This window comes from Acinetobacter sp. IK31 (assembly GCF_035615195.1).
Taxonomy (GTDB): domain Bacteria; phylum Pseudomonadota; class Gammaproteobacteria; order Pseudomonadales; family Moraxellaceae; genus Acinetobacter; species Acinetobacter calcoaceticus_C.
Genome location: NZ_JANBOB010000030.1, coordinates 1 through 13,283 on the forward strand (window position 1 = coordinate 1; position 13,283 = coordinate 13,283).

Annotated in this window: 11 protein-coding genes; 7 read left to right on the plus strand and 4 right to left on the minus strand. The window is 37.6% G+C overall.

Annotated elements, in window-relative coordinates:
- The 3 genes from MSG66_RS13465 to MSG66_RS13475 all read left to right on the plus strand — a co-directional run.
- A partial coding sequence (locus tag MSG66_RS13465; protein ID WP_324654376.1) for an IS3 family transposase occupies positions 1-530 on the plus strand: 530 nt, incomplete at its 5' end.
- A gap of 484 nt (positions 531-1,014) precedes the next feature.
- On the plus strand, positions 1,015-1,392 hold the full coding sequence (locus tag MSG66_RS13470; RefSeq protein WP_192454124.1) for a DoxX-like family protein: 378 nt from the start codon (positions 1,015-1,017) through the stop codon (positions 1,390-1,392).
- 52 nt (positions 1,393-1,444) lie between these two features.
- Complete coding sequence (locus tag MSG66_RS13475; protein WP_324654377.1) at positions 1,445-2,278, plus strand: SDR family oxidoreductase; 834 nt, start codon at positions 1,445-1,447, stop codon at positions 2,276-2,278.
- Positions 2,279-2,403: 125 nt separating this feature from the next.
- Here the strand turns inward: MSG66_RS13475 and MSG66_RS13480 are convergent, their stop codons facing one another.
- Both MSG66_RS13480 and gltS read right to left on the minus strand, forming a co-directional pair.
- Complete coding sequence (locus MSG66_RS13480) at positions 2,404-4,230, minus strand: monovalent cation:proton antiporter-2 (CPA2) family protein (RefSeq protein WP_324654378.1); 1,827 nt, start codon at positions 4,228-4,230, stop codon at positions 2,404-2,406.
- A gap of 184 nt (positions 4,231-4,414) precedes the next feature.
- Positions 4,415-5,650, minus strand: a complete 1,236-nt coding sequence (gene gltS, locus MSG66_RS13485) for a sodium/glutamate symporter (RefSeq protein ID WP_133972622.1) — start codon at positions 5,648-5,650, stop codon at positions 4,415-4,417.
- 359 nt (positions 5,651-6,009) lie between these two features.
- Here gltS and MSG66_RS13490 point away from each other — a divergent pair, with 359 nt between their 5' ends.
- Positions 6,010-7,161, plus strand: coding sequence for an alpha/beta fold hydrolase (locus MSG66_RS13490; protein WP_324654379.1), 1,152 nt, complete (start codon positions 6,010-6,012; stop codon positions 7,159-7,161).
- Positions 7,162-7,268: 107 nt separating this feature from the next.
- Here the strand turns inward: MSG66_RS13490 and MSG66_RS13495 are convergent, their stop codons facing one another.
- Positions 7,269-9,509: a fatty acid desaturase gene (locus tag MSG66_RS13495; protein WP_324654380.1), complete on the minus strand. Its 2,241-nt coding sequence runs from the start codon at positions 9,507-9,509 to the stop codon at positions 7,269-7,271.
- 107 nt (positions 9,510-9,616) lie between these two features.
- On the opposite strand from MSG66_RS13495, the gene MSG66_RS13500 reads away from it, so the two are divergent.
- Positions 9,617-10,636 carry an AraC family transcriptional regulator gene (locus MSG66_RS13500; protein WP_324654381.1) on the plus strand — a complete coding sequence of 340 codons (1,020 nt, stop codon included), beginning with the start codon at positions 9,617-9,619 and terminating at the stop codon, positions 10,634-10,636.
- A gap of 16 nt (positions 10,637-10,652) precedes the next feature.
- Here the strand turns inward: MSG66_RS13500 and MSG66_RS13505 are convergent, their stop codons facing one another.
- Positions 10,653-11,276, minus strand: a complete 624-nt coding sequence (locus MSG66_RS13505) for a TetR/AcrR family transcriptional regulator (RefSeq protein ID WP_324654382.1) — start codon at positions 11,274-11,276, stop codon at positions 10,653-10,655.
- 238 nt (positions 11,277-11,514) lie between these two features.
- Between MSG66_RS13505 and MSG66_RS13510 the strand changes: the two genes are divergently transcribed.
- Both MSG66_RS13510 and MSG66_RS13515 read left to right on the plus strand, forming a co-directional pair.
- Positions 11,515-12,600, plus strand: a complete 1,086-nt coding sequence (locus tag MSG66_RS13510; RefSeq protein WP_202741612.1) for a hypothetical protein — start codon at positions 11,515-11,517, stop codon at positions 12,598-12,600.
- A gap of 119 nt (positions 12,601-12,719) precedes the next feature.
- A complete protein-coding gene (locus MSG66_RS13515) occupies positions 12,720-13,193 on the plus strand; it encodes a hypothetical protein (RefSeq protein WP_324654545.1) in 474 nt (157 codons plus the stop codon).
- Positions 13,194-13,283 lie beyond the last annotated feature (90 nt).

The window sequence follows — 13,283 nt, forward strand, 5'->3', positions numbered from 1 at the left end:
TGGCTGATAACATTTTACAACGGCAATTTAAAGCAAATCGGCCAAATCAGAAATGGGCAACTGATGTAACGGAATTTAATGTGAATGGTGAAAAACTTTACCTATCCCCAATTATAGATTTATTTAATGGGGAAATTATTACGTTCCGAATCCAACGCAAACTCAATTATGAGTTAGTAAAAGAGATGCTCATTCATGCTTTGGCTAAACTTAAGCGACATGAAAAACCAATTCTCCATTCCGATCAAGGATGGCAATATCAAATGGCCCATTACCAGCAGCAATTAAAGCAACATGGTTTAATTCAGAGTATGTCTCGTAAGGGAAATTGTTTGGATAATGCTGTAATAGAAAGCTTCTTTGGAATATTAAAATCGGAATGCTTTCATGGTGAAAAATTTCAATCAATTGATGAATTAGAGAAAACTGTAAAAGAGTACATTCATTATTATAATCATGAGAGAATCAAAGTGAAGCTACAAGGTTTATCCCCTGTACAATATAGAAATCAGTTTTTAAAAACTGCTTAATTAACTGTCCAACTTTATGGGGTCAGATCACCCTACCGCTACGAAGGGGGACGAACGAGTTCGCCACCAAAAAATTGCTTTTTTGATGTGCTATACGCTCTCGGTCTGCTAAAACCGGCTGGCGATGTAGGCCAGCAGGCAAAGAATAATCGGCAGGGTTTAGAGTGTCAATGTGATATTGGCTAGAAATTGGTTAAATAATTATTGTTTTTCATTTAATTAGATACTTTAACTAATCATTAATTAAGCTGAATGTTAGTTCTGCTAAACATTTAAAAAAAATTTATTTTAAGATGCATATTTAACTGTATTTTTTATTTATTACAAGGCAGCATATTGCTGATTTTGATGGTTTTAAATAAATGGTAGCAGAGCAAAAGAGGGTTGACAGACTGGTTAGACTCCAGCACGCACAAGGCGTCCCTCTTCTACCCTACCATAACGAATATGAATTATATACATTTTAAAGTTTTAGAGTACCTCCATGAAAAATATTAATATTTTCAAATTTATAAACCTTGTGCTGGCCTTTTTATGGTTTTATCAAGGTCTCGTTCCTAAATTTCTTTTTCTTAATTCTGATGAAATCTTTGTGTGGCAATGGGTGGGATTGTCTTTAGAACATGCGAAACTTGCAGGCCACGCAAGTGGTATTGCCGAAATGATTTTTGGTTTATGTTTTCTCTTTACTGCACATAAATATATTCACTATTTAAGTATTTTGGGTTTGCTTGGACTGCTTCTTTTAATTGGTTTTTTAATACCCTCTACCCTGATCTTGCCCTACAACCCTATCGTAATGAATCTTTCGATGATAAGTTTATCTATTGTCTATCTCATCTTATTAAGTGAGCAAAATTAACTTACAGCCATTCATGTAACTATTTTTTTAAAGATTTTATATAGAGAGTGCAATGAGTTTACCCAAAACTGAAGTTTGCAGTGTGGTCATTACAGGCAGTACAAAAGGTATTGGTTTAGCCCTTGCCCATGCTTTTTTAGATCTTGGATGTTCTGTTGTCATTGCTGGACGTAACCCAGAGCACCTTAAGCATGCGCTTTCTCATTTAGAAACTCATTTCAATAAAGAAAAATTCATTGGTCTGTGTTGCGATGTGACTCAAGTGTCTGATATGCAAATCCTATGGGATGGTGCAATTGAGCATTTTGGGCAAGTCAATGTCTGGGTGAATAATGCAGGAAGCTGTCACCCAACCAAAGAGTTTGTTGACCTTCAACCAGAAGAGTTAAACGCGGCTGTTTCAACTAATATTTTAGGCACGATGTTGGGCTCACAAGTGGCTCTAAAGGGAATGCTTAAACAAGGTTATGGTCAAATCTTTAATATGGAAGGTTGGGGAAGCAACGGCGAATGGAGTGCAGGCATGACGCCTTATGCAACCACAAAACGGGCCGTAAGTTATTTTAGTAAAGCGCTTTATAAAGAGACAAAATCGACGCCCATTTTAACTGGCACACTCAGCCCCGGCATGGTTGCAACAGACCTTTTAGTTTCTTCGTGGACCAATGGAAACATCCAAAACTGGAAAAAGATGAAACGGTTATTTTTCTTTGTGATTGACCCGCCAGAAATTGTTTGTAGTTATTTAGCAAAACAAATGATTCAAAATAAAAAAGCCAACCGACGCATCGCTTGGATCACGCCGTGGAAGCTTTTTCTTAGATTTTTGCAGCCTTATTACTGGCGTAGAAACCCAGTTAAAGGCACAGCTTTAGAGCATTTGTAGTCGGGCTTATAATGTGACTAAAAATCTAATCTCACTCAGTTAAGATGGTTTGATTGATAGGCGCATCAGGTTTATTGTTCAGTAGAAGTTCTTCTAAACAGAACTTCTACTGAACTTTATACTCATCAAGAATCGTTATCTGAGCTATCTTCTTTATTTAAAATCCGCCCTTCCCGTTTTGGTCGAATCAATGGTGCTGTTGGTCGGGGATGCGTATGTGTATATTGCATACCAACTCCCGCATTTACGTCATCTGCTGCGATTTCAGTTTCAAAGCGTTCATTATCAAGATCTCGAATTTCTTCGGTAATTCTTTCTACTTCATCTTCATCCACACCAAGTTCTTGTAAAATAACACCACCAAACTTAATCGCAGATTCAAACGTTTCACGGATCATAAAGTCTACTTTTTGTTTGACTAAATGCAGTGAGTGCTCGCGATCATATGAACGGACTAATAATTTCGCTAAAGGAAATTCATGAGTGACGAGTTCTACAATTCTATTGGTTGTCTCTTTACTGTCTACACACACCACAATCGCTTGTGCTGTTGCAGCCCCAGAAGCATGCAAAATATCTAAACGACAGCCATCGCCATAATAAATTTTAAAACCAAATTTTTCAGCGTTTCGAATCATGTCCGTATTATTATCAATAATGGTGACATCTACCCCTCTTGCCAATAATAATTGACTGGTGACCTGTCCAAAGCGTCCAAATCCAATCATTAAAACGCTACCACTTAATCCCTCGGCAATATTGACGTTTTCTAATGAAACATTCGCTTTAAATTGAGTAAACCGTTTAAAAATAATACCGACAATTGGAGTCAACACCATTGAAAGCACAACAATAGCGGTAAGATTAGATTTAATTGTACCGTCAATGACTTGGGCACTTAGCGCGGCAGAGAAAAGTACAAAGGCAAACTCTCCGCCTTGAGCCATGAGTAAGGCGCGGTCCAACGCTTCAGTATGAGGACTTTTCGTTATTCGGGCGACAATATAAATCATAAGCGCTTTGGCAAACATTAGAGCAACTACACCACTGACAATGAGCTGCCAGTTTTGAGCAACCACTGATAAATCCAAGGACATGCCAACCCCAAGAAAAAACAGGCCCAGTAAAATTCCTCGGAATGGTTCAATATCAGCTTCAATTTGATGTCTAAAAGTCGATTCAGATAAAAGCACACCCGCTAAGAAAGCACCCATCGCCATAGACAAACCGCTGACTTGCATGAGTAACGCTGCACCCAACACCACCAATAATGCGGCAGCAGTCATTACTTCTCGGGCTTTAGCAGCCGCCAAGAGTCTAAATAATGGATTAAGTAACCAATAACCTGCGGCAATAAGACCTGCAATTGCGACTAAACCAATTCCTATATTTTCTAAACGTACAGATGTGCTTTCGACAACATGGTTAGGCGCCATAAAAGCGACAATAGCGAGCAATGGTACAATCAGTAAATCTTCAAATAATAAGATGGCTACAATTTTTTGCCCACGAGGCTGAGTCAAGTCACCCCGATCGCCCAATAACTGCATCACAATAGCAGTCGACGTTAATACAAATCCTGCTGCACCAATAAAAGCAACTTGCCACGTAAAGCCAAATAACAGTCCGACGCCAGTCAAAGCCAGTGCACAAATGATGATCTGTAGTGTGCCAAGGCCAAAAATCTCGCGTCTAAGGCTCCATAAATGTGACGGCTGCATTTCCAAACCAATCAGAAATAGGTACATCACAATTCCCAACTCGGCAATATGTAAAATTGCGGCAGAATCTTGAAAAAAAGCAAAACCGAATGGGCCAATAATTAGGCCTGCAATTAAATAACCTAATACCGAACCTAAACCAATACGTTTAAAAATAGGAACTGCAATTACAGCAGCCGCCAATAAAACCACGGGAGCAACTAAGCTAATTGAATGCGCTTCTGAGCTCATACATTTCTCATTTTATTTATCTGCAATTTATTCTATGTGAAACCATGTTTAAGGGCGATTATTAGTTTTGAGAAAAAGCATCCTAAAAATAAAAATTGAGCCTATATGTATGAACGAGATACCTCTTTATCTTAATACTCATAAATAGGCACTCATAAAAAAAGCCCTTACGGGCTTTTTTTGATTAAACAACGAATTTCAACATCAGCTGAATGACTGTCGCATTAATTAAATCGACAAAGAATGCACCACAAAGCGGAACAATTAAAAACGCCTTATGTGACGGTCCATACATGTTAGTAATGGCTTGCATATTTGCAACCGCCGTTGGCGTTGCCCCCATACCAAAACCGCAATGCCCTGCTGATAACACCGCTGCATCATAGTTTTTGCCCATCACACGGAAAGTCACAAATGCCGCATATAACGCCATTGTAATGGTTTGAGCACCCAAAATCACCACAAGAGGCCCAGCCAAATCTGCAAGTTGCCAAAGCTTTAATGAAAGCAATGCCATTGCTAAATAAAGTGACAATGAAGCGTTACCAAATACATCAATCGCACGGTCGAAAATATCAACTTTCAACACGCTTTCTAAGATGTTTCTTAAAATTACCCCGCCACCCAGCGCCCAGACGAAGGTTGGTAACTCAAACCAAGTTCCCTTACTAAAGCCTGTCATAAATTCAGCAAATGCCAAACACGCTGCAAACATACCTAGTGTAGTAATTGCATTATCGGCTGTAATTAAACGAACTTGATGTGGATTTTCAAACGGAGCAAGGTCATCAGAATTTTGCTCAACATGACCATCACGCTGTTGAATTTCAGCATTGGTTTTTGGTTGTGCAAGGCTATAACGATTAATGAGTAATTTCGCTAATGGACCACCAATCACACCACCAATAATCAAACCAAAAGTCGCACTCGCCATTCCTAAAGCTAGAGCACCCTGAATACCATGCTGAGTTTCTAGAATTTCCCCCCAAGCTCCTGCTGTACCATGACCACCTGTTAAGGTAATTGAACCCGCAATCAAGCCAATAAGTGGGTCAAGGCCAAGCAAAGTCGCAAGACTCATGCCTACCGCATTTTGCACAACAATGAAGGATGCTACACAGACTAAGAAGATAACCAAAGCCATACCGCCTTCTTTAAGCTTCATAAAATTGGCACTTAAGCCAATAGAAGCAAAGAATACGAGCATAAAACTGGTTTGTAATTCGCTACTAAAAACAATGCTATATCCCCATATGGTATGGACAAGTAGCGAGACGACCGCAGCAACTAAACCGCCTGCTACAGGTTCTGGAATATTGTAGCGTTTTAAAAAATCAATTCGATTAACAAGGAAGCGGCCCAATAAAAGGACAATGACCGCGGAAATTAGTGTATAAAAACCATTAAATACAAATTCCATATATACTACTTTCCAATTACATTCCCAAAGAATTGTAAAATAATTATATTTTATTTTTTAATATGTAAAAAAAACACAAACAAACTTTACAAAATTACTCTACCAATAAATTTTCACTATTCTTTTAAAAAGCTTAATTTTTTAAATATTTTATATAAAATGATTCAATAAAATTAATTTAATTATTAATTTCAAATATTTAACCTTAAATATTCTTAATTAGAAATAATTACCCCTTGATACCTTAAACAGAAAATCCTGTCTTTTAAGTCACTGAACTTAGCTGTCATTCCATTTAATATCCTTAAAAGACCAGCTCGTTATTGTTCTGGGCAACATCTTTATAGGTTTTATATTCAATGAGTTTATTGCTTAAAGTTCGACAGAACGTTCCACAGCTACAGTCCATTAAAAAATCTCTTCAGACAGGTGCTGGTCAAAAAATACCTCACATGCTGATTAATGCATCGGATCTATTTTTTAGAGGTCCTCAAATTGCCTTGTCAGGAAAAACGCCATTTGATGTGATTCATCAGCATGAAATTATTAGCTTAAGACATTATAGAAATGAGACGAATACTTCTGCGCAAAAACATCGCGTACCACTAGTTATTGTTCCGCCGTTAGCAGTCAACATGCTCATTTATGATTTGTTTCCTACGCGTAGTTTTGTCCGATTCTTTTTGGAGCAAGGGTTTGATGTCTATTTGATTGACTGGGGCATCCCCACCCGACATCAAGCAAAATACAATTTCGGCACCTACATTAAAGTTTTTATGCCTGAAATGTTAAAAGAGGTCCGCGCGCACAGTGGTCAACAACAGCTTTCTTTACATGGTTGGAGTTTGGGTGGTGCACTTTCGCTCTGCTATACCGCATTATTTAAAGATAAAGATATCAAAAACCTAATTATTTTAGCTTCCCCTATTGATACACATAAAGCTGGTTATATGGGTAAACTCTATGGCAGCTTAACCAAACCTGCACAATGGGTTCGCAAACATACGCCGTTTCGTATTCGCCACCATGTGCCAAGTAAGGCGTTTCATATTCATGGATGGCAAAACACTCTAGGCTTTAAATTAACCGATCCAATTGGAAATCTAAAAACGTATTGGGAACTTTTTAAAAATCTCGATAACCGAGAATTTATTGTCGACCATGCAACCGCAAGTTCATTTATCGATAACATGCTGGCTTATCCGGGTGGAGTCATGCGTGACATCATCCTTCGTTTCTGGATTGATAATGAACTATCGAATGGTATAGTGAAATTTGGTGAACTTACAGCCTATCTAAAAGATATTAAATGTTCGGTGTTAGCGCTGGGTGGTAGTACTGATATTATTGTGACCACTGAAGCGGTTAAACCTCTCATGGATTTAATTAGCAGCCAAGACAAAACGTTTAAGGTCGTACCAGGTGGTCACATGGGTGTCGTTTCTGGAAGCCAAGCACCTACGGCGGTCTGGCCTGAAATAAGTCATTGGTTAGTTGAGCGTTCAGGTTAGTTCGTTTAAATAATATTGAAGACCAGCGTAGCAAGCCATACGCTGGTTTTTATTATTGTGGTGATTAACTCTTAAACTTTAAATTAATAATTCCATATTCAAAGATGTTAAATATCCAGAACCAACTTATCCGAACGAGGCAAACTGTTACAGGTGGTAATTCGTAAATCTGGTTGTGCCTTGTATTGATCTAAAGTAGTAACGCCTTGTAGCTTATTACAGACACAAGCACGGCATAACCCTCTTTCACATCCCGATGGAATATTAACACCAGCCAAACGTGCAGCTTCTAATAACGTCGTTCCTCCATCAACCACAATATCAATACCACTCCGTGCAAAGTGGATAACATGATCTTTACCATCAGTTGGGTGCTCAACTACGGGAGGGGTAAAACTCTCTGTATGAAATTGGATTTCAGGTAATCCTAAATCCAGTAACATAGATTTTGAGGCAGCAATAAATCCTGATGGAGCACAAACATACACTTCATGTGCTGTTATGTCTGGAACAACTTTAGATAGTAACTCAGCACTTAGTTTCGCCTGATACATCTGCCCTGAAATTGGATAATTAGGGTCTATCTCATTACATATAAAATGCACATCAAAACCAGATAACTTGGCAACTTCACGTAATTCATGTTCAAAAATAATAGATCTCTCATTACGGTTAAAATAAAGTAACTTAACTTGACTATGTGGAGCTTCACGTCGTGCCTTACGTAACATACTCAAAATTGGTGTAATACCAACACCGCCCGCAAGAAAAACGATCTGTTTAGGTACTTCTTTCATTATAAAATCGGGAGAGGCCTGCGGTACTCCTACCAAAATCATATGTGAATTTTTCTTAATATGATCATTGATATAATTTGAAACACGTCCCGCCTCTACACGTTTGACGGCAATTTCCAAACAATGATCAGCCTCGTGACTGTCTCTTAACAAACTATATTGTCGAACCAGACTTTCATCTTCGACGTCAACCCGTACAGAAATAAATGCACCAGCTTCCCAAGTTACGCTCTCCCATCCTTGAGGTTTTTCAAAACGTATCATTAATGCCTGATTTCCTGCTTGCGGAAACGCAGCTAAAACCTTAACAGGTACATTGTAAAACTGAGGTTTAGTTAAATACGTCATGTTATCTGGCAGTTTATATTGGGCTCCATATACGACTCGACGTAATAATTCCTTAGGATTTTTTAGTATTTTTAAAAAATTTCCATTTTCTTGCTCGCCTACAGGACTCGCCAATTTGAGCACATTGACCATCATCTCTGGCACAACATCTTCAAGAGACATAACATTGTAAGGCAAGCCATGCTGCAAACAGATTTCTTTAACAAAGGGCTGGATTTCTCTTTGACGATTACATGGTAAATCTGGAAACAAATGATGCTCTAAGTGCGTGTCCAATCCACCATAAAACACATCAAATGCAGGTGGATTATCAAATTCAACCTCCTCTTCCAACAATGTTTTAAAATAATGATCAAGTTGGGCATAAGGCGTAAAATTACTTGTCGCTAAAATTTGACGGCGAAAATATTCTTCTTCTGTTTCACTCAATCCCGGGTCACTAAATAATTCAACATTGGGTGAATGGTGTTCCAAAAATAAGACTGCAACCGTCAAATCATAGCCCAAAACTGTACTCAGATAATTACCAAAAAATGTCGGCAATATCCGATGAGGAGAGACCGAAAGAGGATCTTTCCAAAAATGCTGAGCAATATATTTTTTTGTCAGTTTTAAAGTTTGTTCAATGGCTGTTCGACTAAATACTTTACGACCTTCTGTTTTAGCAGCTGATGCTCCAGTAAAAAGAGAAAATACAAGATTAGGTGCTGTCAATAATAAGCCCCACAACAGTGGAAGTTGCAGAGTATGGTGTCCATACCATGGCTGACCTGGCTTAATACGTAAAAAGGAATATCCCAAATCATGGTCTACGCCAACGATATTCGTAAAAGGATGGTGATTTTGATGGTGCATCACACGCCATTCATAAGGATCTACCATAAAATTCCAAACCCAACGTTCAGAATGGAAAGAACCTGCATTTGGCAAATGATCATAACTACCATGCATGATGTTATGACCAAGTTCAGAAAACTCAAGTAATGTATGCAATGCACCTAATATCGCGCCACGCATTATGGCGTTAGGTTTTCCACCTTGCTGGATCAACTCATTACTACGCGCCTTAATAGCTTGAGAGTAAGCGGCAACATTTCTGATATGTGCTAGGTCTGCATCACCAACTTTTGCTTTAGTTTGATCATATAAAGCTTTTAAGGCTGCCGTTAAACTTTCGTGTTTGCTATCTTTATCATTTAGCATTTTATATATCCCTATCGGATGTGACCTTATCCGAAAAGATATAAAGTTTTGAACATCAGCAGAATGACTTTATACTAACAAACTTGACATTTGATGACACCTAAAGCATGTCCATACAATTATATTGGGATTTCCCTCGTAGTCTTAGTGCTATTCGCATATTGCTTATGGTGGGTCAACAACATGGCCTAACGCCTGAGGTCTGTATAGAAAACACACATATTTCTTTAAATGATTTATCGCAACCTCACTTTGAGGTAAAAGCAGAACAAGAATTTTTAGTGATTCGAAATTTACTTAAATTGCTAGACCCTACACTTCCTCTAAGTATAGAAGCAGGTCTAAGGCACCATACAACCACATTTGGTGCATGGGGTTTTGCCATTCTTAGTAGTCAGACCATGAAAGAAGCCTTACATTTTGCTATGCGATACTTTCAACTTAGTTCCATTTTTTGCAATTTAGAAGTTATTCAGGAAGGTATCTATACGTTACTGATTTTTGACCATAGTCAATTACCTGATGACTTAGCCTGTTTTCTAGTTGAAAGAGATCTTATAACTGTTATATCAATTCAACGAGATGTCTTGCCTATCCAGTTTCCTGTAATGAGCATTAATGTTGCTTTACCAGCACCTGTGTATGCCGATAAATTTCCCGAATTGGCAGGTTATCCCATTCAATTTAATCAACCGCGTAGCTGCATTATCTTTGAAAGCCGTTTGCTTGATTTACCATTACCTCAAGCAGACCCATTTATTCGTGCACGATATGAAGAAGAATGCCAACAGCTTTGGACGCGAAGAAGTTCTCTAGGCAGCTACAGCCAAAAGATCAGGAATATTTTACTCCTACAACCCTCTCAAATGCCTAAAATTGATGAAATGGCAGCACATCTTAAGGTCAACCTTAGAACCTTACAACGCCATCTCGCAATTGAAGGAATTACCTATGAACAGCTTATTGACGACATTCGTAAAGACTTAGCCGAAGACCTACTCAAAACAACCAATTTAACCGTTGAAGAAGTTGCTATTCAATTGGGTTATTCCGAAGTTTCAGCATTTTCCAGAGCCTTTAAACGCTGGAAAGGCGTCTCACCACGAAATTTTAGGCTGCAAAAATAAGTTTAGATTCAATATTCTAACGTTTATCTACACCAGCTTCGGCAAGCAAACTGGTCGCAAAATTCATAATTAACAAGACTAAATTATTTGCTTTTTCTTCTGATTCAGCTAAGCGCCCTTCTAATAAAAGATGGGAAAGGCCATGCACAAGGCTGCAACTTAACATTGCTAATACTTCAACTTGAGCATCATTTTCATCTACACCTAATATTGAAGCGGTTAATTGATGTAATTGAGTATATGTACTATCTACGGCTTCTTTTAACTCAAGTCCTTCATTCTTTTGTAATTCAGGATTAAACATCAAAGCGAAAAGATTTCGATTATTTTTTGCAAAGTTGATATAGGCCAAACCAAATAGTTTCAAAGCCTCGGGCTGAGAATTAGCATATTGCAACGTTTGGCTTTGCTCCGTTTCTAATCTCTGAAACCCTTTTGCAGCCAGCGCTGTCAGAAAGCTATCTTTGTTTTCAAAATGCCGATATACCGCATTGGCACTTACTCCAATTTGTCTCGCCATTTCCCGAAAACTAAGACTCTCGGCATCATTATCTTTTAAGTGAACTAGTCCTGCATTTAATAATTCTTCACGTACATTTCCATGATGATAATTTGACTTTTGAGATTGTATAGACGACATGTTGACACCGCGCACATATTATAAGCATAATGTGTGCACTGAACACATTATGCTTTTACTGTAGTTTTATCCTCCCCAGAAGATAAATCCTATTTTTGTTCAGTAAGAATGCTTAAACAAAACAATTACCTAGAATCACACTCAAACAATAAGGCTGTGAAGCAAAGGATACTGGGCTCATAAAGTAAATTTTTAACTTTTCTCTTGAGCCTAATTATCTTTAAGCAAAGGAACTGATATGAACAATCTTAGAAGTATAAAACAGGCTTTGTTATTTACAATACCATTGATGTTGGTCAGTTCTCTTGTAAACGCCGAACTTAATCGCTTAGATGACAAAAGTTTATCTGGTGTAACGGGCCAAGCATTATTTAATCTAACCAATATTGCAGCTAATCAAAATGGTAATCCAAATACAGATGTAGGTTTTTATCGTCTCGGAATGGAAGCACAAGTAGAGTTAAATGCAAATATTAAACGTTTACAGCTAGGTTGCGGTGGGACTAAAGGAGTGGGTTGTGACATTGATATTGAAAATATTAGTTTAGCAGGTGTCCTCCCCGTAAATGGTAGCTATGCAGGATCAGATGCCGTTATTACTAATCCTTTTATCGAGTTTGCTATAAAATCGCCGAACAGTGCTTCTACTCGAGAAATTGTTGGCTTTCGCCTTGGAGCATTAGGAATATTAGGCAAACTTGGATTGGGATCAAATACAGATTTAACAACATTAGCTGATGACACAGCAGGAATTAACTCTTTATCTGGTGATTTGAATTTAACGCTTACTAATACTGTTCTGAAGAATGTAGTGATTGCAAATGGATTGATCTCTACAGAAGCACATATTAATGATTATAACAAACAGCTTATTCTTAACCGCGCTACATCAGCAACGCTGGATAATGTAGTAGCTAAAACTGGTCCTCTAAGTGTATTAGGTATCTTAGATCTACCTTTAGGTTTAACTCTAAGTAATGCCACATTAAAAGATTATCCTCTATCTGGTTTCCATGAAATTTTATTAGCCCAAGATGCAGCAGGAACAATCCCTACTAGTGACGCATCATTGTCCTTACAAAAAGAGGCCATCCGTTGGCAAAAAATAAGTACAGGAACTTTCGACAATACTGTAGCCGCTCAACCTGGATGGTGGCTTTCCTTACCTAAAGTTTTACTCACGGATATCGAAACACAACAGCGGATTGATGTAGGACTTGGCGAGGCACTCGGAGGGTTAGTTGGTAGAGAGTTAATTATTAATCCTATTGACTCTGGACAGATAGGTATTAAAAACTGCTACGGAAACCTGAAATTTTGTTAAGCAAAAAGTTTCATATAAAGCTTGATATGAGGCTTAAATTAAAACAACTCATGATTTTTATACCATTATTAGCAGGGCTGAATACATCCCAAGCTACTACAGTCTATAGGTCAATAAATATGTGCTCAGCTTCTGTTAAACATATACCTGATAATATCCAGAGTTCTATTTCTAAACTTAAAGTGGGCTCAATAGACTCAAATACTTCAAATATTTCTTTTATTCTTGCTTCAGCAGTTGCTGTAAAACACAATAAACCAATAGATATAGAACGTATTGCTGTTTATTTGCAAGCTCAACGAAATCAGCAAAATTTCTATTATTCATTACTTGATATCAAGAAAACTTTTGAAAATTTCAATATATCTGTTGAGGCCAAGAAAAATGCTTCACCTTTTGATATGTTAAAATTAACCAATGAAATTCTTATTGGTATTGATCAGCAAGATCAACTTTTTGCATTAGTTGGTTCATCACAAGAATATGTCTATTTAATTTATGGAATCATGAATCGAAAAGCATTAATCTGCCCTCTAAAAAAATCTTTATTTATTCAAAATTTTACGACCAATAAGTTTTTAATTCTTAGATAGTTACCACCAAATCCATTAAATAAAGGAATTTTTATTAATTCCAACAATTAGGCTTATTTAATCATTATAAAAAAATAAGCCTTTATATTG

Excerpts from the sequence above, each read along its gene's own strand:
- MSG66_RS13470 (WP_192454124.1), top strand. The coding sequence starts at position 1,015 with ATGAAAAATATTAATATTTTCAAATTTATAAACCTTGTGCTGGCCTTT.
- MSG66_RS13475 (WP_324654377.1), top strand. The coding sequence starts at position 1,445 with ATGAGTTTACCCAAAACTGAAGTTTGCAGTGTGGTCATTACAGGCAGT.
- MSG66_RS13480 (WP_324654378.1), bottom strand. The coding sequence starts at position 4,230 with ATGAGCTCAGAAGCGCATTCAATTAGCTTAGTTGCTCCCGTGGTTTTA.
- gltS (WP_133972622.1), bottom strand. The coding sequence starts at position 5,650 with ATGGAATTTGTATTTAATGGTTTTTATACACTAATTTCCGCGGTCATT.
- MSG66_RS13490 (WP_324654379.1), top strand. The coding sequence starts at position 6,010 with ATGAGTTTATTGCTTAAAGTTCGACAGAACGTTCCACAGCTACAGTCC.
- MSG66_RS13495 (WP_324654380.1), bottom strand. The coding sequence starts at position 9,509 with ATGCTAAATGATAAAGATAGCAAACACGAAAGTTTAACGGCAGCCTTA.
- MSG66_RS13500 (WP_324654381.1), top strand. The coding sequence starts at position 9,617 with ATGTCCATACAATTATATTGGGATTTCCCTCGTAGTCTTAGTGCTATT.
- MSG66_RS13505 (WP_324654382.1), bottom strand. The coding sequence starts at position 11,276 with ATGTCGTCTATACAATCTCAAAAGTCAAATTATCATCATGGAAATGTA.
- MSG66_RS13510 (WP_202741612.1), top strand. The coding sequence starts at position 11,515 with ATGAACAATCTTAGAAGTATAAAACAGGCTTTGTTATTTACAATACCA.
- MSG66_RS13515 (WP_324654545.1), top strand. The coding sequence starts at position 12,720 with ATGTGCTCAGCTTCTGTTAAACATATACCTGATAATATCCAGAGTTCT.